16 protein-coding genes are annotated in these 18668 nt (G+C 68.9%); 3 read left to right on the top strand and 13 right to left on the bottom strand.

Going from position 1 to position 18668, the window contains the following annotated elements; genetic code table 11:
* Positions 1-23 precede the first annotated feature (23 nt).
* Positions 24-1667: a long-chain-fatty-acid--CoA ligase gene (locus tag DDZ18_RS05075; RefSeq protein WP_109252303.1), complete on the top strand. Its 1644-nt coding sequence runs from the start codon at positions 24-26 to the stop codon at positions 1665-1667.
* 79 nt (positions 1668-1746) lie between these two features.
* Positions 1747-1938: a superinfection immunity protein gene (locus tag DDZ18_RS05070; RefSeq protein ID WP_109252302.1), complete on the top strand. Its 192-nt coding sequence runs from the start codon at positions 1747-1749 to the stop codon at positions 1936-1938.
* On the opposite strand, the gene DDZ18_RS05065 is transcribed toward DDZ18_RS05070, so the two are convergent.
* The 9 genes from DDZ18_RS05065 to DDZ18_RS05025 all read right to left on the bottom strand — a co-directional run bounded on the left by DDZ18_RS05065 (position 1935) and on the right by DDZ18_RS05025 (position 13155).
* Positions 1935-2609: a nitroreductase family protein gene (locus tag DDZ18_RS05065; RefSeq protein ID WP_109252301.1), complete on the bottom strand. Its 675-nt coding sequence runs from the start codon at positions 2607-2609 to the stop codon at positions 1935-1937. The genes DDZ18_RS05070 and DDZ18_RS05065 overlap by 4 nt on opposite strands.
* An 89-nt stretch (positions 2610-2698) precedes the next feature.
* On the bottom strand, positions 2699-3373 hold the full coding sequence (locus tag DDZ18_RS05060; RefSeq protein ID WP_109252300.1) for a nitroreductase family protein: 675 nt from the start codon (positions 3371-3373) through the stop codon (positions 2699-2701).
* Between the two features lie 29 nt (positions 3374-3402).
* Positions 3403-4140, bottom strand: coding sequence for a hypothetical protein (locus tag DDZ18_RS05055; RefSeq protein ID WP_109252299.1), 738 nt, complete (start codon positions 4138-4140; stop codon positions 3403-3405).
* Positions 4140-5174 (bottom strand): L-threonine 3-dehydrogenase, encoded by a 1035-nt coding sequence (gene tdh, locus DDZ18_RS05050; protein ID WP_109252298.1) that lies wholly within the window; start codon positions 5172-5174, stop codon positions 4140-4142. Before tdh ends, DDZ18_RS05055 begins: the two co-directional genes overlap by 1 nt.
* Before the next feature lie 87 nt (positions 5175-5261).
* The gene (locus DDZ18_RS05045) at positions 5262-6503 is read right to left on the bottom strand and encodes a hypothetical protein (protein ID WP_109252297.1); all 1242 of its coding nucleotides are present in this window, start codon (positions 6501-6503) and stop codon (positions 5262-5264) included.
* Positions 6504-6578: 75 nt separating this feature from the next.
* Positions 6579-7781: a glycine C-acetyltransferase gene (locus tag DDZ18_RS05040; protein ID WP_109252296.1), complete on the bottom strand. Its 1203-nt coding sequence runs from the start codon at positions 7779-7781 to the stop codon at positions 6579-6581.
* Between the two features lie 414 nt (positions 7782-8195).
* Positions 8196-9845, bottom strand: a complete 1650-nt coding sequence (locus tag DDZ18_RS05035; RefSeq protein ID WP_109252295.1) for a thiamine pyrophosphate-binding protein — start codon at positions 9843-9845, stop codon at positions 8196-8198.
* A gap of 64 nt (positions 9846-9909) precedes the next feature.
* A complete protein-coding gene (locus DDZ18_RS05030) occupies positions 9910-11112 on the bottom strand; it encodes a serine hydrolase domain-containing protein (protein WP_109252294.1) in 1203 nt (400 codons plus the stop codon).
* Positions 11113-11139: 27 nt separating this feature from the next.
* The gene (locus tag DDZ18_RS05025) at positions 11140-13155 is read right to left on the bottom strand and encodes a TonB-dependent receptor (RefSeq protein WP_158272079.1); all 2016 of its coding nucleotides are present in this window, start codon (positions 13153-13155) and stop codon (positions 11140-11142) included.
* Between the two features lie 126 nt (positions 13156-13281).
* Between DDZ18_RS05025 and DDZ18_RS05020 the strand changes: the two genes are divergently transcribed.
* Positions 13282-15873, top strand: a complete 2592-nt coding sequence (locus DDZ18_RS05020; protein WP_109252292.1) for a M14 family zinc carboxypeptidase — start codon at positions 13282-13284, stop codon at positions 15871-15873.
* Here the strand turns inward: DDZ18_RS05020 and hisIE are convergent.
* The 4 genes from hisIE to hisH are packed head-to-tail and all read right to left on the bottom strand — an operon-like array spanning position 15870 to position 18554.
* Entirely contained in the window at positions 15870-16478 is a 609-nt protein-coding gene (gene hisIE / locus DDZ18_RS05015) for a bifunctional phosphoribosyl-AMP cyclohydrolase/phosphoribosyl-ATP diphosphatase HisIE (protein ID WP_109252291.1), read from the bottom strand. The two genes, DDZ18_RS05020 and hisIE, sit on opposite strands and share 4 nt — an antisense overlap.
* Entirely contained in the window at positions 16475-17242 is a 768-nt protein-coding gene (gene hisF / locus DDZ18_RS05010; protein ID WP_109252290.1) for an imidazole glycerol phosphate synthase subunit HisF, read from the bottom strand. Before hisF ends, hisIE begins: the two co-directional genes overlap by 4 nt.
* Positions 17236-17958: a 1-(5-phosphoribosyl)-5-[(5-phosphoribosylamino)methylideneamino] imidazole-4-carboxamide isomerase gene (locus DDZ18_RS05005; RefSeq protein WP_109252289.1), complete on the bottom strand. Its 723-nt coding sequence runs from the start codon at positions 17956-17958 to the stop codon at positions 17236-17238. Before DDZ18_RS05005 ends, hisF begins: the two co-directional genes overlap by 7 nt.
* Positions 17955-18554, bottom strand: a complete 600-nt coding sequence (gene hisH / locus DDZ18_RS05000; protein ID WP_109252288.1) for an imidazole glycerol phosphate synthase subunit HisH — start codon at positions 18552-18554, stop codon at positions 17955-17957. The genes DDZ18_RS05005 and hisH overlap by 4 nt, the downstream gene beginning before the upstream one ends.
* Positions 18555-18668 lie beyond the last annotated feature (114 nt).

The following is an 18668-nucleotide window of genomic DNA, read 5'->3' as shown; positions in this document are numbered from 1 at the left end:
CGCGACAAGGGGAGGCTTCCAATATGCTGCGTGGCCAGATGATGAACCGTCAGCTGATGATCGCTGACATTCTCAAGCACGCCGCCCAGAACCACGGAAAGCGCGAGATCGTCTCGCGCCTGCCGGATTCGGGCGAGATCCACCGCTATGGCTGGAAGGATTGTCACGATCGCGCGATGCAGCTCGCAAACGCGCTCGAGGACATGAAGACCAAGCCGGGCGACCGGGTGGCGACGATCGCCTGGAACACGCACCGGCATCTCGAACTCTACTACGCCGTTTCGGGCATGGGCGCGGTGATCCACACGGTCAATCCGAGGCTCGGGCCCGAGCAGATCGCGTGGATCCTCAATCACGCCAAGGCCAAGCACGTCTTCTTCGACGTCACCTTCGCGCCGATCGTCGACGCCGTCGCCAAGAGCTGCAAGACCGTCAAGCGCTGGGTCGCGATGACCGACGAGGGCCACAAGCCCCAGATGAAGACGAAGTCCGAGGCCTACGAGACGCTGCTCGCCAACGCCGAGGACGACTATGACTGGCCGGAGTTCGACGAGAACGCCGCCGCCGGGCTCTGCTACACCTCGGGCACGACGGGAGAGCCCAAGGGCGCGCTCTATTCGCACCGCTCAACGGTGCTGCACGCGCTGATGAGCCTGTCCACCGACACGATCGGCGTCGGCGCGGAAGGCGTCATCATGCCGGTGGTGCCGATGTTCCACGTCAACGCCTGGGGCGTGCCCTACGCCGCGGCGATGGCCGGGGCCAAGCTCGTCATGCCGGGCGCCCAGCTCGACGGCGAGAGCTTGCACAGCCTGATCGATCGCGAACAGGTCAACCAGGTGCTCGGCGTCCCCACCGTCTGGCTCGGCCTGCTGCAGTATCTGCGCGACAGCGGAAACCGCATCGACAGCGTCGACAAGGTGCTGATGGGCGGCTCGGCGATGCCCGAAGCGCTCCTTCGCGCCTATCAGGACGAGTACGGCGTCGACATGCAGCAGGGCTGGGGCATGACCGAGATGAGCCCGCTCGGTACGGTCGGCAATCTGCTGCCCAAGCACGCCGATCTCTCCGAGGACGAGAAGATCAAGATCAAGCTCAAGCAGGGCCGGCTCGTGTTCGGCGTCGAGATGCGCACCGTCGACGACGAGGGCAATGTGCTCCCCCGCGACGGCCAGTCGGCCGGCCATGTCCAGGTCCGCGGGCCCTGGATCATCGAGAGCTACTATCGCGGCGCCGGACCGGAGGCCTTCACCGAGGACGGCTGGTTCCGCACCGGCGATGTCGGCCATATCGACGAAGACGGCTACATGACGATCACCGATCGCTCGAAGGACGTCATCAAGTCGGGCGGCGAGTGGATCAGCTCGATCGATCTCGAGAACGTCGCGATGGGTCATCCCGACGTCGCGATCGCCGCGGCGATCGGCATGCCGCACCCGAAATGGCAGGAACGCCCCCTGCTCGTCGTGCAGGCCAAGCCGAACACGAGCCCGACGGCCGACGACATCCGCGGCTATCTCGCCGAGCGCGTGCCGAAATGGTGGATCCCCGACGGCATCGAGTTCATCGAGGAGATGCCGCTGGGCGCGACCGGCAAGGTGCTCAAGACCAAGCTCCGCGAGATATTCGCCGACTACGAGTTCCCGGACGCGGACGGCGGAAGTTAGGCGAACCGGCCAGGTCTTGCGTCGGGCCGCGACCTCCGCTACGTTTATCGAAATTCGATAAGAACGGAGGTTGGTCCCGATGGAAGTCCTGGTTCTCCTCGCCCTGCTGCATTTCCTGCCGACGGTGATCGCGCTGGCGCGCGGCCATCACAACGCGTTCGCGATCTTCCTGACCAATCTGCTTCTGGGCTGGACGGTCATCGGCTGGTTCGTCGCGCTCATCTGGTCGACGACGGCGAGCGAACGCCGCGCGCGCGTCGCCAGCAGCTAGTCGAGCGGCGTTCCGTCGCCAGCGGGCCCGTCGATGAACTCGGCGACCTGGTGGAAGGACTTGCGCGGCGTGAGTGCGGCGGGCTGGCGCGTCGCCCGGGCCGGATAGCCCGCGAGCACCAGCAGAAACAGGCGATCCGCCTCGTCCGCGCCGCAGACTTCCGCGAGATAGTCTTCGGCCACCGGCGCGTGGACGAGGCTCGAGACGCCCGCGACATGCAGCGCCGTCACCAGCATTCCCGTCGCGATCCCCAGCGACTCGCGGGTAAAGAACGGATCGACGGCCTGCGGGTCCTTCAACGCCCCGAAAACCGCGATCAGCCACGGCGCGTCGCTGAAGCAGGCCTTGTCGGGATCCGGGGAGACCGGCGCGACATTGCGGGCGAATGCGGCGCGCGCGGCCTCCCCGCCGTCCTCGGCTTCCTGCTCGCAGGCGAGCTCGCGCACCATCGATCGCGCCTGGGCGTCGCCGATGGCGTAAAAGCGCCACGGTTGCCGGTTGACGCCGCTCGGCGCCTGGGCGGCCGTCTCGATGGCGCAGCGGATCAGTTCCCGATCGACCGCCTCGCCGCTGAAATCCCGAACCGAGCGTCGCCGCGCCATGGTCGCGCGAAAGTCGTTCGCCCGCTCCAGGTCCGTGTCCGTCGCCGCGCCGCTCCAGGCCGTCTGCATGGTTCACCCCCACCAGTTGTGACATTTATCAGCGTGGCGGGAGCGGGGTTTATTTTTCGTCAGCAGGCCGGGCCCGGCTGCAGCGGGATTCAGTCGAGGAAGTCGGCGATCTGGTCCAACGGCTTCTTCTTCAGCGCGTGAACCGGCACGGTCGCACCCTCGGCGGGGTAGCCCGCGACGATCAGCATGTAGGGTTTCTCGCTCGCCGGCCGACCACAGATATCGGAGAGAAACCCCATCGGGTTGGGCGTGTGGGTCAGCGTCGCCAGTCCGGCGTGGTGGAGCGCGGCGAGCAGAAGTCCGCAGGCGATGCCCACGGACTCGTTGACGTAATAGTTCTTCCGGTCATCGCCGGGCTCCGGACCGCCGCGACGCTGGGCGAACACCGCGATGAGCCAGGGCGCGATCTCGAGAAACGGCTTGCTTTCGTCGGTGCCGAGAGGTTCGAGCGCCTCCAGCCACTCCGCGCTCGCCTTCGATTGATAGAAGGCGCGCTCCTCCGCCTCGGCGGCTTCGCGCAGCCTGGCGCGGATCGGGCCCTTGCCGATGACGCTGAAATGCCAAGGCTGGTGATTGGCGCCGGACGGCGCGGTTCCGGCCGCAAGGATCGCGTGCTCGATGAGCTCGCGCGGAACCGGACGATCGGAGAAATCGCGCACGGTCCGGCGGGTCCGCATCTCCTCGTAGAAGGCCTTGGCCCGCGCGCGCATCTCGGATTCGGGGCGCGTCTCGAATTCAAGCGGAACCCGCGGTTCGTCGCCCATGCTTGATCCCTTCGGCGTTCGCGCGGGGCTTACGTCTCGATCAGGCCCGCATAGTCGCTGTCGAGCAACGCTTCCCTCACCTCGTCGAGATTGGCCACCGCCTCGGCGAGATCGTCGGGCGTGTTCTTCCGCGGACGAAAGTCGTCGCGTTCGGCGATCTCGACCCCCAGGAAATCCGCGACCCGGTCCAGCGCAGCGTGCCGGTCCCGGAGCAGGGTCTCGTAGGTCAGCGTCAGCCGCGGACTGCTGGCCAGGCCGGCGACCAGTTTCGCGTCGTTGCGCGCGGTGTCGTCCCGGCGCAGCTGGCGCAGCAGCTCGGCGGGGTTGATCGTGCTCGGCGGCGGCCGGTCGAGCCCGTCCACGAGATTCTGGACCGCCTTGCCGGTCGCGTTCTTCGCCTGCTCGGCCAGCTCGCCGCGGCGGATCTGCGAAATGGACGTTTTCAGCAAGTCGTCGCGCGTGATCTCGATCACCCTCAGGCCCAGTCGGGAGACCTGCTCGACGAAGGCCGGCTTGTCGATGATCTGGTGAGGTCCCGCCTTGAAGCCGACGGCCTCGATCCCGTTCTTGCGCGGCTTCGTGTAGAACGCGTCCATGAAGGCGCGCTGGCGATCCGCCGATTGCTTGTCGGCCAGCAGTTCGGCGCCCGCCTCGAGATTGGCGTTCGCCGCGAGCATCGAGCGCAGCCAGCTGCTGCCGCATCGGGGATGAAACACGATGAGGAAGCGCACGTAATCGTCGCGCTCGCCGCCGGACCCGCCGTTCATCACACCTCGCTCCAATCCAGCACGACCTTGCCCGACTTGCCCGAACGCATGGCGTCGAACCCGGTCTGGAACTCCCGGGCCGGCAGGCGGTGGGTGATCAGCTTCGACAGATCGAGACCCGACTGCAGCATGGCGATCATCTTGTACCAGGTCTCGAACATCTCGCGGCCGTAGACGCCCTTGAAGGTGATCGCCTTCATGATGAGCGCGTCCATCGACAGCGTGAACGGCTTCGACGGCAGGCCGAGCATGGCGATGCGACCGCCCATGATCATGTGGTCGACCATCTGGTTGAAGGCGGGCTCGGCGCCGGACATCTCCATGCCGACATCGAAGCCCTCGGTCATCTTCAACTCGGCGCGCACGTCGTGGAGGTCCTCCTTGGTCGTGTCGACGCCGCGCGCGCTCGGGCAGACCTGGGCGAGCAGCTTCAGCCGGTCGGGATTGATGTCGGTGACGACGATGTGCCGGGCGCCGCAATGGCGCGCCACGGCGGCGGCCATGATGCCGATCGGGCCGGCCCCGGTGATCAGCACGTCCTCGCCGACGAGATCGTAGGCGGTCGCGGTGTGCACCGCATTGCCCAGCGGATCGAGGATGGCGGCGATCTCCATCGGAATCTCGTCGGGCAAAGGCACGACGTTGAAGGCGGGGATCTTGAGATACTCCGCGAACGCGCCGGGCATGTTCACCCCGACGCCCTTCGTCTCGGGATCGAGATGGAAGCGGCCGGCCCGCACCGCACGCGATTTGACGCCCACGACATGGCCTTCGCCGGAGACCCGCTGGCCCGGCTTCACGCGGGTGACGTCGTCGCCGACCTTCTCGATGACGCCGCCGAACTCATGGCCGACGACCATCGGCACCGGCACGTTGGCCCGCGCCCAGTCATCGTAATTGTAGATATGCACGTCGGTGCCGCAGATCGCGGTCTTCTCGACGCGGATGAGCACGTCGTCCGGCCCGATCTCGGGAACCGGCGCGTCCTGCATCCAGATGCCCTCTTCGGGCTTGGCTTTGACGAGGGCTTTCATGGGTTCGGGCTTCCGGCGGCGAATGGCGCTGATCTAGCGCGACCCGCCCCTTCAAGACAATCGACGCCGGTGCGATCGCGCCCGCGACTATCCTTCGGCGCCCGCGCGCGCCGGCGGAAACAGCCGCGCCAGAGGGCCCGTGTCGGGAAACGGCGCTAGCAGGACGCGCCGCACCGGATTCCATGCCGCGCCGAGGAGCACGACGACGCCCCCGAGCGCGAGCAAGGTGATCGCCACGACCGCGCCGACGCCGAGCCCGACCTGGCTGACAAGCACCCCGATCGACACGCCCGCCGTCAGCAGCCCGGCGACGATCAGGGCGCGCCGGTTGATCAGGAGCGAAACCAGCGCGAAGCCCGCGATGACGGCAAGCGTGACGGCCGCCGCCTCCACGGCCTGGCTGGCGTCGCCGGTCGCTGCGGCCGTCACGGGATCGCGCGCGGCCACCAGCTCGAAATCGCTCTCGTCGAGAGTCCAGCCCGTGTAGGTGGCGTTGACCGCCGCGCCGAGCAGCGTCGGCGCCGCGAAGAAATGCAGCCAGAACCCCGTGCCCGACAGACGCGTCGCGCGCTCCGGGTCGCGCATGTCGAAGACCAGGCCGGCGACGAACAGCGCCAGCCCGGCGATCACGTTGATGAGCGGCGAATAGACGATGAACTCGTAAGGCTTCGCGACGAGATACGCGCTGATCGCCAGCCCCACCAGACCGGCGCCGACCAGACCGCCGGCGAACGGAAGCCGGAAGCTGCGATAATAGGCCAGCACCGGCGCCAGGAAGGCGAGCGCGATCACGATCGGGAACGCCCGCACCTGCAGGGGCAGGTTGGCCGCGACGGAATCGACCTGCTCGCGCAACGCCTCCATGCCCGTCGCGGCGTCGAACGCGGTCGAGAAGGCTTCCTCGTCGACCCCGGCGAGCTGGATCGAGACCAGCACGTAGAGCCAGATCAACGCGGCGGCGGCCGCGCCGGCGAATCCGAGACTGAGAACGATGCCCGGCAGGATGCGGCGCTGGGACCCGACCAGGATTGTGGACAGCCCCCACAGCACGATGGCGGTCGCGGCGATCAGGGTGATCGCGCACACCTGCCACGCCACTGTCCCGGCGGCGAAGCCGATCACGCCCAGCAACTGCCCCACGCCCAGGCCGAGGCCGCCTAGAAGGATCAGGATGCCAATGGTCGTGAAGATGTCGTGGAAGTTGTTCAGGAACGGCAGCATCTCATCGGACGGCCGCGCGCTCGAACGCGGCGCGACGCCTTCTTCATGCGTCGCGTCGGCATCGCCCGCTGACATCTCGTCGCCGGTCGGAGTCGTGGTGTCTGTCATGGTTATTCCCCCTCCGGGGGAACGCTAGCCGCCCAGCTCGCGCAGGCCAAGCCCCGCACCCTGGATGCGCGGCTCTCACACCACGCCCAGCTCCTTGCCCACCTTCGTGAAGGCGGCCACCGCGCGGTCGATCATGTCCGGGGTGTGGGCGGCGCTCATCTGCGTGCGGATGCGCGCCTTTCCCTTGGGCACGACCGGATAGAAGAAGCCGATCACGTAGACGCCCTCCTCCATCAGCCGGTCGGCCATCTTCTGAGACAGCGCCGCGTCGCCCAGCATGACCGGGATGATCGGATGCTCGCCGGGCAGAAGCTCGAAACCCGCCTCGGTCATGCCCGCCCGGAAGCGCTTCGCGTTGTCGAACAGCCGCGCGCGCAGATCGTCGCCGGCCTCGACCATGTCGAGGGCGGTAAGGCTCGCGCCCACGATCGCCGGCGCCAAAGAGTTCGAGAACAGGTAGGGCCGCGAGCGCTGGCGCAGCATGTCGATGACGGGCTGCTTCGCCGCGGTGAAGCCGCCCATCGCGCCGCCGAGCGCCTTGCCGAGCGTGCCGGTGATGATGTCGATGCGGTCCATGACGCCGCAATGCTCCGGCGTGCCGCGGCCCTTGGCGCCCATGAAGCCGTGGGCGTGGCAGTCGTCGACCATGGTCAGCGCATCATACTTATCGGCCAGATCGCAGATTTCATTGAGCTTCGCGATATAGCCGTCCATCGAGAACACGCCGTCGGTGGCGATCAGGATGTTGCGCGAGCCGTCGGCGCGGGCCTCTTTCAGCTTCGCCTCCAGATCGTCCATGTCGGAATTGGCGTAGCGATAGCGCTTCGCCTTGCACAGCCGGATCCCGTCGATGATCGAGGCGTGGTTGAGCGCGTCCGAGATGATGGCGTCGTCGGGGCCCAGCAGCGGCTCGAACAGCCCGCCGTTTGCGTCGAAGGCGGCGGCGTAGAGGATCGCATCCTCCTGGCCCGTCCATTGCGCCAGCCGCTGCTCGAGTTCGCGATGAACATCCTGGGCGCCGCAGATGAAGCGCACCGAGGCCACGCCGTAGCCGTAGCGGTCGAGCGCGGTCTTCGCCGCCTCGATCAGCTCGGGCCGGTTGGCCAGGCCCAGATAGTTGTTGGCGCAGAAATTCAGCACGTGCTTCGAGCCGCCGTTCGAGCGCACGTCGATCTCGGAGAATTGCTGCGAGGTGATGATGCGCTCGCGCTTGTAGAGGCCCTCGGCCTCGATCTCCTTCAGCGTCTCGCGGAGCTGATCGTAGAAGGACTCGGACATGGAGGGCTTCCCGGTGCGGCGGAACGATGTGCGCCCGGAGATAGCCGAGACGCCGGGCGCGGGCAAACGGTGATGGGGGCGGGTGTCGTCCAGGATGTTGAAATCCCGGACGCGCCGCAGGCGCGATTCGGGACCTCCCAGCGATTGCTCTCCCAGAGGCCCCGGCTCTCCCTCCGGTCGGCCGGGGTTTCAGGCACATGCGCCCCACTACTCGGGCCACTGCGCGCCCCTCCCTCCCCCCTCGTGGGGAGGGTGGGCCGGCCGGTGCGCCGTCCGATCCCCGTCCTTCGAGACGCCCTGTTCCCTCATGCTGAGGGCGACCCCGGACTTGATCCGGGGGAGCGTCTCGAAGCACGAGGGAACAGGCCTCCTCAGGATGAGGGGATCGGACAGTTATCGCAGGCGGCGACCGCCCTACCCCCGGCCCATCTCGCTCAGGCGCCGGCCCGGCGCGATGGCCTCGCTGTCGCCCCTGATGACGATGACGGCGGGCCGGCGCGCGCGCTTCGCCTTGGCGAACGCTTCGGGAAACTCGTCCTCGTGCTCGACGGAAAGCCCGAGCGCGCCGAAGCTCTTCGCGTACTGGACGAAGTCGGGATTGCTGAGATCCGTGCCCGAGACGCGGCCGGGATAGTCGCGCTCCTGGTGCATGCGGATCGTGCCGTAGACGCCGTTGTCAACGATCAGGAAGATGACGCGGGCGTCGTAGCGCGCCGCCGTCGCCAGCTCCTGGCCGCACATCAGGAAGCAGCCGTCGCCATTGACCGAGACCACGGTCCGGCGGGGCGCGGCGAGCTTGGCCGCGATCGCGGCGGGCACTCCGTAACCCATCGCGCCCGAGGTGGGCGCGAGCTGGGTGCGCCAGGCCTTGTGCTTGTAGAAGCGGTGCAGCCAGGCGGCGTAATTGCCCGCCCCGTTGGTGACGATCGCGTCTTTTGGCAGATTCTCCGAAAGCCAGGCGAAGACCTTGGAAAGATTGGCGCCTGCCGGAGCGTCGACCGGAGTCGTGAAGCGCTCGAACTCGGCGTGGGCGGCTTCCGCCTCGCCCGCCCAGGCGGTCGCGTCGACCTTCACCGACTTGAGCGCGCGGGCGGCTTCCGGGATCGAGGCGTTGATCGCCAGCGCGGGCTGATAGACCCGGCCGAGCTCCTCGGCGCCGGGATGGATATGGACAAGCGCCTGCTTCGGGACGGGCGGCTCGAACAGCGTGTAGCCGCTGGTGGTCATCTCGCCGAGACGCGGCCCAAGCGCGATCACCAGGTCGGCGTCACGAATGCGCTCCGCCAGTTTCGGGTTGGGCGCGATGCCCACATCGCCGGCGTAGTTCGGCCGGGTGTTGTCGTAATAGTCCTTCGCCCGAAACGAGCAGCCCACGGGCAGGTCGTTGGCCTCGACGAAGGCTTGGGCGTCCCTCACCGCCTGCGCCGTCCAGCCTCCGCCGCCGAGCAGGACGAAGGGGCGCTTCGCGGACGAGAGAAGGGTCTTGAGCTGCGCGATGTCGCGCCGCGCCGGGGCGGCGCGAGCCGGCTCCGCCCCGCCAATCGCGGCGGCCTCGGCGGCCTCGACCAGCATGTCCTCGGGCAGCGCCAGCACGACCGGGCCCGGCCGGCCGTTCATCGCGGTGGCGTAGGCGCGCGCCATGTATTCGGGGACGCGGGCGGGGTCGTCGATCTCGGCGACCCACTTGCACTGGTCGGCGAAGAAGCGCCGGTAGTCGACTTCCTGGAAGGCCTCGCGGTCGCGCATCGAGCGGGCGACCTGGCCCACCAGCAGGATCATCGGCGTCGAATCCTGCATCGCGGTGTGGACGCCCACCGAAGCGTGCGTCGCGCCGGGTCCGCGCGTGACCATGCACACGCCCGGCCGGCCGGTGAGCTTGCCGTGCGCCTCGGCCATGTTCGCCGCGCCCGCCTCGTGCCGGCAGGTGATGAAGCGGACCTGCGGCGCGTCGACGAGCGCGTCGAGGACGGCGAGATAGCTCTCGCCGGGCACGCCGAAAACGAGATCGGTCTGGTTGGCGGCGAGCGCGTCGACGAGATGCTGGGCTCCGGTGCGTTTGGGCATGACAAGGCCTCTGTGGCGGAAGAGGCCGCAGCTAGCCCGGGCGCGGCGCGGCTGGCAAGCCCGCCTACTCCTCCACCGCCGCCATCAGGCGCTCGATGAAGCCGTTGCGCTCGCCGGAATCGATCCAGCGGACGACGGCGACAATGTCGTGCTCGGGATCGATGAAGACCACGTTCGATCCCGCGCCGAGATAGGCGAAGGCGCTGTCCGGCGCCGAGGGCGCGGCGATCGCGGCGCGCTCGTCGTCCGCCCGGTTGAGGAAGAAATTCATGTAGCCGTAGCTCGGAAACACCTCGGTCGGCGTCAGCGAGGCGTCGTACCAGGCGTCGCTCAGCAGCCGTTCGCCGTCCCATTCGCCGCGATTGAGTCCCAGCAGGCCGAAGCGCGCCTGGTCGTAGGCGGTGAGCCACATGCCCCCGCCCCAGTGGCCGCCGCCGGAGACCGACTGAATCTCCTCGCCGTCGATCGTGACGTAGGAGTTTTCATAGCCGTGCCAGACCCAGTCTTCCGACGCGCCGATCGGATCCATGATCCGTTCGCGTAGCACCTCGGGCAGCGGCCGCCGCCAGACATGAAGCGCGGCCAGCGCCAGCGCGTTGACGCGCACGTCGTTGTATTCCCACTCCGCGCCCGGCTCCGGCGGTCCGGCGACGAGATCCGAGGCCGGATCGTCGCGCGAGGGCCGGTCGGCCCAGGCGGGCTTGTCGAACAGGGTTCCCCACCAGCCGCTCGTCTGGCGCAGCATCTGGTCCCAGGTGATCGGCGCGTTGTGGTCGGTATGGAAGCGGTCGTCGTCGACATAGCCCGCGACCGGGTCGGCGACGCTGTCGATCAGACCGTCGTCGACGGCGAGCCCGACGACATGGCTGAGAAAGCTCTTGGAGACCGAGAACGTCATGTCGACGCGTTCGGGCTCGCCCCACTCGGCGACGATATAGCCGTCGCGGAGGATGATCCCCGTCGGCGCGCCGCGTTCCTTGAGCGGGCCTACGGGGCTGGAGAACGGTTCGAACGACCAGGTCAGGGGCACGGTGACGGGCAGATTGCTGGCCGGCGAGACCGCCTCGAGCGCGGGATCGTCGTGGCGCGTCTCGTTGGCGACGGCGAAGTCGATCGCCGCCTGCAGCGCCTCGGGGTCGAACCCGGCGTCTTCCGGCGCGCGCCGTTCCCAGGCCGCGTCGTCGGCCGGCGGGAAATAGTCCTGCGCGGCGGCGGTCGCCGTCAGCGCCAGCGCGCCGCAGATCGAAATGGTGAGCTTGTCCAGCATCCTGTCTCTCCTTTTCGCGACGGCGCGTCAGCCCGTCAGGCGCACGCCGATCGACACGCTGCGCGGCTCGCCGGGGAAGTAGCGATAGCCGCCGAAGGCGAAGTCGGCGCGTTCGGCGTAGCGCACGTCGCCGGCGTTGCGGATCGCGGCGAACACCTCGAGCCCGTCGCGCAGCGCGTAGCGGCCGCGCACATTGATGACGTCATGCCCCTCATAGCTCGCCGAATTCGCCGCATCGAGAAAGTACTCGCCGACATGGACCCACTCCAGTTCGGCCGTCGCCGTCTCGACCGGCGTCCAGATCAGCCGCGCATTCCAGAGCCATTCCGGCGCGGTGTCGACCTGAGCGCCGTCGGAGATGCTTTCCGAGCTTCGCCCCACCGGTCGGTCGAAAGCGTATTCGTGATCGGCCCAGGTCAATGACCCCCGCACGGCGAGCGTGTCGGTGATCGGCGCATGCAGGTCGACCTCCACGCCGACATGATCGGTCGCGCCGTCGGTGACGTTGAAGCCGTCGGCGTCGCGGAAGAAGACGTTCTCCTTCTCCATCACGAAGCCGGTGACCTCGATGCGGCCGTCGCGGGGCAGGCCGACGCGGACGCCGGCCTCGAGGCTGTCGAGGGTTTCGGGGTCGATGCCCTCGATGACCTGTCCGGGCTGGAGCCGGTAGAGTTCGGCGGTCTGCGGCGCGCGCACGCCGCGGGCGGCGCGGCCGAAGAGCTGAATGTTTTCGGAAGCATCGTAGGTGAAGCCGAGATGCGGGGCGACGGTCGTGTAGTCATCCGACCGGTCGGCCGGGCGCAGATACCGTCCGACCGCGCCGTCTGCCGTCAGGTTGTCGTAGTCGTAGGCTGTCGTCTCCAGCCGCGCCCCGCCCTCGATCGCGAGGCTGTCGCCGACGTCGAGACGCCCCTGCACGAAGCCCGCGACGACGAGCGCATCGATCTCGTAGTCGTAGTGGACGCCCTGGATGAACGGGCCCAGCGTCGGCCGCGTCTGGTCCTCGAAGAGGTAGCCGCGCGTCCAGTCGAGATCGACGCCGGCCATGAGCCGGCCCCGATCCGTCTCGCGCACGAGCGCCGACTGGAGGCCGAGGCTGTCGTGGCCCGACAGTTCGAGCGCCTCCGACGGCAGAAAGTGGAGGCGGAAGGCGAGATCGTTCGACCGGCCGTAGACGACGCCCGTCGCGCGCCAGTCCTCGGAAAGCCGCCGGCCGAGATGTAGCGACAGCCGCGCCGAGCGGGCATTTCGGAACGCCTCGGGATCGGCGTTCGCCCGCGACAGCGCCTCGTCCTCGTAGGCCTTGAACCCGCCGACATAGGTCGCCGTCTCCTGGTCGATGTCGAGAAAGGTTCCGCGCAGGCTGAGCTCGGTCGCGCCCAGCTCGGTGTCGGCGCGGAACTGGAGCGTTCCCCGATCGAGCGAGGCGTCGTCGCGCCAGCCGTCCTCGTGACGCACGCTCGCGCCAATGAAGCCGGCGCCGAAGCGGGTCTCGCCGCCGGCGAAGGCGCGCGCACGGAGGCGTCCGAACGAGCCGGCCTCAATCTCGGCGAGCCGGCCGGCCTCGCGCGGATCCTGCGTGATCACGTTGACCAGGCCGTGGAGCGCGTTGGAGCCGTAGACCGCCGCGCCCGGGCCCCGGATCACCTCGACGCGCGCGGCCAGCGCGTCGGCGGCCTCGAACAGTCCGTTGACGTTGGCGAAGCCCGGCGCGCGCAGCGCCACGCCGTCCTCGAGAAAGAGGAAGGAGCCCGCGCCGGCCCCGCCGGTGAGCACCGGCGAGCGGATCGCCGTGAGGTGCTCGACCCCGTTGCCCCGATTGATGAACACGCCCGGCGCGCGGTTGAGCGCCTCGGCGATGTGGTGGCTTCCGAGGCGCGTCAGCTCCGCCTCGCCCAGCACCGCGACCGGCGTCGCGCCGGCGTCGCGCGCTTCGGCGATCCGCGCCGCGGTCACGACGATGACGTCGCCGTCCTCCTGGGCGGCGGCCCCGGCCGTCGCCGTCAGCGCCGCCGCCAGGGTGATGCAGAGATGTCGTTTCAAGTCGGTCTCCTTCGCCGCGCAGCGAAGCGGAACTCGCCGGCGCTGTCCAACGCCGCGCGCCGCGCTTGACCCCCTCGACCGGCGCAATACCGTGCGTTCCCGAACCGTTCGAGGGGAAGATCAAAGATGCCGCGCATTCTCGCCGCCCTGCTCGCCTGTCTCGCCGTTTCGTTCGCGGCGCATGCTTACGAGCCGAAACCGATCACGGAACTGCTCGATCAGGACGTCGGCTACGACGAGACGATCCCGACCCCGGAAGATGTGCTGGGACGGCGCTCGGGCGAGATAATTTTCACGCCCGAGATGCTTCACGAATACGTCAGGGCCGTCGCGGCGGCCTCCGACCGGGTGAGCGTCGAGACCATAGGGCGGTCGCATTTCGGCCGGCCGATCCTGCGCGTGACGACGACTTCGCCGGAGAATCAGGCCCGCCTCGAGGAGATCCGCGCCGCGCACCTGGCCGCCCTCGATCCGGACGCCGGACCGCGCGACGCCGACGCGCCGACGATCGTGCAGATCACGCACGGCGTCCACGGCGCGGAGGCGTCCGGCTACGACGCCTCGGCGCCCCTGCTCTACTTCCTCGCCGCCGCGCAGGGAGAGGAGATCGACGCCCTGCTCGACCGCGTCGTGGTGCACCAGGTCGTGCTGATAAACCCGGACGGCGCCAATCGTTTCGCCGAATGGACCAACATGCACCGCGCGCAGGTCCCGGTCGCCGATCCCCAGCATCGCGAGCATTTCTTCGAGTGGCCCTGGGGCCGGACCAATCACTACTGGTTCGACCTCAACCGGCAATGGCTCCCCGTCACCCAGCCCGAGGCCGAGGCGCTGGTGAACTCGACCCATCACTGGGCGCCGAACGTGGCGCTCGACATGCACGAGATGGGCTCGAACTCGACCTTCTTCTTCTCGCCCGGCCCGGTGGACGGGCTGCACCCGCTGCTCAGCCAGGCGGGGCTCGAACTCAATCTCGAAATGAACGAATTCCTCGCCGATCAGCTCGATTCCGAGGGCGCGCTCTATGTCAGCGAGGAGTTCTTCGACGATTTCTATCTCGGCTACGGCTCCAGCTATCCGGGCCTGCTCGGCTCGGTGCCCTACCTGTTCGAGCAGAGCTCGGTGCGCGGCATCATCCAGGAGACCGAGCGCGGCGTGCTTCGCTATGACGACAAGGTCGGCCAGCAGGCCCGCGTCGCCATCGCGCTCATCCGCGCCGCCGACGCCAATCGCGAAGCGCTGCTCGACCACCAGCAGACATTCTTCGCCGAGAGCCTGAGACTGGCGGACGCCGACCCCGTGCGGGCCTACGTGTTCACGTCGAACGATCGCGGGCGGCTCGCCGACTTCCTCGAGCTGATGGCGGTCCACCGCATCGAGGTGCGCGAACTGTCCCAGCAGATCCGGCTCGACGGGATCACGTTCGAGCCGGGCGAGGCCTTCGTCGTCCCGACGCGGCAGCGCAACTACCGGGTTCTGAAGGGAATCTTCGAGACTCGCGTGATCACGGACGAGACCGAGTTCTACGACGTCTCCGGCTGGACCCAGCCGCTGGCCTACGACCTCGACTACGCCGAGGTGCGCGCCGGCCTGTTCGCGCCGAACATCACCGGCGAGCCGGTCACGGGCTTCGAGGCGGCCGCGGCCGCGCCGGCGCAATCGGATCTGGCCTACGTGATGGAGTGGGACCATTTCCACGCCCCGCGCGCGCTCTACCGGGCGCTTGACGCCGGCCTCCACGCCCGCGTGATCCCCGACGCGATCACGCTCGACACGCCGGCCGGCCAGGTCAGCCCGGGCCGCGGCGCGGTCGTCATTCCCGTGATCGGCCAGGAGATCGACGCCGGGGAGATCCACGCGCTGATGACCCGGGCCGCCGAGGACGGCGTCACCGTCCACGCCGCGACGAGCGCCCTCACCCCGGCCGGCTCCGATCTCGGCGGATTCGACCTCTCGAATGTCGAAAAGCCCGAAATCCTCCTGGTCACCGGCCGCGTCACCAGCTCATACGACGCCGGCGAGATGTGGCACCTGCTCGATTTCGAGATGCGCATGCCGGTGTCCATGATCGACGCCCGCGAACTCGGCGGCGCCGATCTCGACCGCTACACCCACATCATCCTGCCGAACGGGCGTTACGACTCCGCGCTCGGCGAATCCGGCGCCGAACGCCTGGGCGAGTGGGCGAGCGATGGCGGCGTGCTGATCGCGATGCGCGGCGGCGCGCGCTTCGTCGTCGAGCACGAGCTGGCCGACGTGCGCTTCACATCGGATGCATCCGACGAAGAGGCCGAGGCCGTGACCGCCGAGCCCCGCCCCTACGACGACTTCGCGCTCTGGGAGACCGAGCACGGCGTCTCCGGCGCGATCCTCGAGACCGAGATCGACGTCACCCACCCGCTGGGCTTCGGCTATCGCGATCCGGTCCTGCCCGTTCACAAGATCGGAACCGACGCCTTCGCCGCCGGGGACAACCCCTTCGCGCTGCCGGCGCGCTACGCAGACGAGCCGCTGCTCTCGGGCTACGCTTCCCAGCGCAATCGCGAGGCGCTCGCCGGCGCGGGCTCGGTGTTCGCCGAGCGCCGGGGCGAAGGCTCGGTGATCCTGTTCGCCGACGACCCCTATTTCCGCGCCTATTTCCGCGGTACGGCGAAGATGGTCATGAACGCGATCTTCTTCGGGAACGACTTCCGCAACCCGTCGCGGCGCGGCGACTAGGAGTCCCGATGACGCGCGCGGAGCCGCTCGGCGACGACGTCGAGCGACAGCCCGCGCGCCTTCAGCAGCACCATCAGGTGGAAGACGAGATCGGCGCTCTCGTCGATCAGCGCGTCGTCGTCCTCCGCTGCGCCGGCGAGCGCGGTCTCGACGCCTTCCTCGCCCACCTTCTGCGCGGCCTTGAGCGCGCCGCGCTCAAGGAGTCGCGCCGTGTAGCTATCGTCGGGATCGGCGCCGGCGCGCGCCTCGACGATGCGGGCCAGTTCGCCGAGAAAGGCGAGCGTCGGCCCCTGCGTCTCGCCGAAGCAGGACCGCGTCCCGAGATGGCAGACCGGTCCGGCGGGGCGCGCGCGCACCAGCAGCGCGTCGCGATCGCAATCGGCCTCGATCGAAACCAGAGCCAGCGTGTTCCCGGACGTTTCGCCCTTGCGCCAGAGGCGCTGTTTCGAGCGGCTGAAGAAGGTGACCAGGCCGCTCTCGCGCGTCTCCGCGAGCGCTTCGGCGTTCATGTAGCCGAGCATCAGCACTTCGCCGGTGTCGGCGTCCTGGACGATGGCGGGCAGAAGCCCGCCGGCCTTGTCCCAGTCGAGCGTCTCGTCGGTCATGTCCGCATCTCCACGCCGCGATCGGCGAGCCAGGCCTTCAGCTCGGGAATGGCGATCAGCCCCTTGTGGAAGACGCTGGCCGCCAGCGCGCCGTCGACGTCGGCCTGCGCGAAGACGTCGGCGAAGTGTTCGCGCGCGCCGGCGCCGCCCGAGGCGATCAGCGGAACCGGACAGGCCGCCCGCGCCGCGGCGAGCTGCTCGATGTCATAGCCCTCGCGCACGCCGTCCTGGTCCATGCAGTTGAGCACGATCTCGCCGACGCCGCGATCGGTCGCCTCGGCGATCCAGTCTAGCGTGCGCCGGTGCGAGGTCTCGGTCTTGTCCGGATCGCCGGTGTTCTGGTGGACCCGCCATTCGCCGTCGATCACGCGGGAATCGATCCCGCAGACGACGCACTGGGTTCCGAACTCGCCAGCGAGCCGGTCGATCAGGCCGGGATCGCGCAGCGCCGGCGTGTTCACCGAGATCTTGTCGGCGCCGGCGAACAGGCGCGCGCGGGCGTCATCGACGCTGCGGATGCCCCCGGCCACGCAGAAGGGAATGTCGATCGCGCGCGCAACCCGGGAGACCCATTCGGGCTCGACGGTGCGGTCGGCCGGACTCGCGGCGATATCGTAGAAGACGAGCTCGTCGGCGTTCTCCGCGGCGTAACGCGTCGCCAGCTCGACGATGTCGCCGACATCGACATGGTCGCGAAAGCGCACGCCCTTGACCACGCGGCCGTCGCGCACGTCGAGGCAGGGGATGATGCGCTTGGCTAGCACTTGAGCGCCTCCTCGAGCGTGAACCGGCCCTCGAACAGCGCCTTGCCCACGACCGCCCCGGCGGCGCCGGATTGCTTCAGCGCCGCCAGATCCTCGAGGCTCGAGACCCCGCCGGAGGCCTGCCAGGCGATGTCCGGGCGGGCGCGAACGAGATCGGCGTAGAGGTCGGTGTTCGGCCCCTCGAGCAAGCCGTCGCGACCCGTGTCGGTGACGAGCGCGTGGACGAGCCCCGCCTGCTCGTAATCGCCCAGCAGGTCGGTGAGCGGGCGCTCGGCCCGTTCACGCCAGCCCTTGAGCGTCGGCCAGGCCGCGCCGCCGGCGATCTGCACGTCGAAGGCCGTCGCGATCACCTCCGGCCCGAACTCGCCGAGCCAGGCGGCGACGGTTTCGGGATCGCTCACGGCGAGGCTGCCGATCACGACGCGGCGCGCGCCAGCTTCGAGCAGGGCCTCGACGTCGGCGCGGCGACGCACCCCGCCTCCGGTCTGGACCTTCAGACCCGAGCGCGCGACGGCTCCGACGATCTCCGGCTGGCGCCGGGTCTCGTCCCGCGCGCCGGACAGGTCGACGAGATGGATCCACTCCGCGCCGGCCGCAGCGTAGCCTTCGGCCACCGCGCCGGGGTCGTCGCCGTATTCGGTGACGGCGGCGAAATCGCCCTTCGCGAGCCGGACGACACGTCCGTCGAGCACGTCGATCGCTGGATAAAGAATCATGCGGAAGCCTCGATGAAATTTCGGAGAATGCGCGCACCGACCGCGCCTGACCGCTCCGGGTGGAACTGGCAGCCGGCGACATTGTCCTTGCGCGCGACAGCAGTGATCGCCGCGCCATATTCGGTCGTCGCCCGTGCGTACGGCCCCGCCGGGACGTGAAAGCCGTGGACGAAATAGACGCGATCGCCCGTCGCGACGCCGGCCAGCAGCGGCTCGTCCGGCTCGATGTCCGCTAGGCTGTTCCAGCCCATGTGCGGCCACGGCCCCGCCGCGCCCGGGTCGAGCCTCATCACCCGGCCCGGGATCAGCCCCAGCAGATCGCAATGGCTCTCCTCCGACTGCGCGAACAGCAGCTGCATGCCCAGGCACAGGCCGAGCACCGGCCGCGCCTCGCCTTGCAGCGCCTCCGCCCAGCCGCGCGCGGCGAGCGTGCGCATCGCCGGGCCGGCCGCGCCGACGCCGGGGAGGATCAGCCGGTCGCAATCCGCCGCCTCATCGGGATCGCGCGCCAGCGCGTAATCGGCGTCGAGCCGTTCGAGCGCGAAGCGCACCGAGGCGATGTTCGCCGTGGCGGTGTCGATGATGGCGACGGTCATTGCGCGCGGCTTTCCAACTCCGGGGGACACGCGCGCAATCGGCCTCCCTCCCCCTCGGGGGAGGGTCGGGGTGGGGGGAAGCGATGGTCGACGCCAATGCGGCCACCCCACCCT

The sequence above is a fragment of the Marinicauda salina genome (genome assembly GCF_003122085.1).
Lineage (GTDB): Bacteria > Pseudomonadota > Alphaproteobacteria > Caulobacterales > Maricaulaceae > Maricicauda_A > Maricicauda_A salina.
The sequence above is the reverse complement of the archived record's forward strand: the minus strand, read 5'-3'. Positions and strand labels throughout refer to the sequence as shown.

Bases quoted from the DNA above. Each gene is read 5' to 3' on its own strand.
- DDZ18_RS05075 (WP_109252303.1), top strand. From the start codon at position 24: ATGCTGCGTGGCCAGATGATGAACCGTCAGCTGATGATCGCTGACATT.
- DDZ18_RS05070 (WP_109252302.1), top strand. From the start codon at position 1,747: ATGGAAGTCCTGGTTCTCCTCGCCCTGCTGCATTTCCTGCCGACGGTG.
- DDZ18_RS05065 (WP_109252301.1), bottom strand. From the start codon at position 2,609: ATGCAGACGGCCTGGAGCGGCGCGGCGACGGACACGGACCTGGAGCGG.
- DDZ18_RS05060 (WP_109252300.1), bottom strand. From the start codon at position 3,373: ATGGGCGACGAACCGCGGGTTCCGCTTGAATTCGAGACGCGCCCCGAA.
- DDZ18_RS05055 (WP_109252299.1), bottom strand. From the start codon at position 4,140: ATGAACGGCGGGTCCGGCGGCGAGCGCGACGATTACGTGCGCTTCCTC.
- tdh (WP_109252298.1), bottom strand. From the start codon at position 5,174: ATGAAAGCCCTCGTCAAAGCCAAGCCCGAAGAGGGCATCTGGATGCAG.
- DDZ18_RS05045 (WP_109252297.1), bottom strand. From the start codon at position 6,503: ATGACAGACACCACGACTCCGACCGGCGACGAGATGTCAGCGGGCGAT.
- DDZ18_RS05040 (WP_109252296.1), bottom strand. From the start codon at position 7,781: ATGTCCGAGTCCTTCTACGATCAGCTCCGCGAGACGCTGAAGGAGATC.
- DDZ18_RS05035 (WP_109252295.1), bottom strand. From the start codon at position 9,845: ATGCCCAAACGCACCGGAGCCCAGCATCTCGTCGACGCGCTCGCCGCC.
- DDZ18_RS05030 (WP_109252294.1), bottom strand. From the start codon at position 11,112: ATGCTGGACAAGCTCACCATTTCGATCTGCGGCGCGCTGGCGCTGACG.
- DDZ18_RS05020 (WP_109252292.1), top strand. From the start codon at position 13,282: ATGCCGCGCATTCTCGCCGCCCTGCTCGCCTGTCTCGCCGTTTCGTTC.
- hisIE (WP_109252291.1), bottom strand. From the start codon at position 16,478: ATGACCGACGAGACGCTCGACTGGGACAAGGCCGGCGGGCTTCTGCCC.
- DDZ18_RS05005 (WP_109252289.1), bottom strand. From the start codon at position 17,958: ATGATTCTTTATCCAGCGATCGACGTGCTCGACGGACGTGTCGTCCGG.
- hisH (WP_109252288.1), bottom strand. From the start codon at position 18,554: ATGACCGTCGCCATCATCGACACCGCCACGGCGAACATCGCCTCGGTG.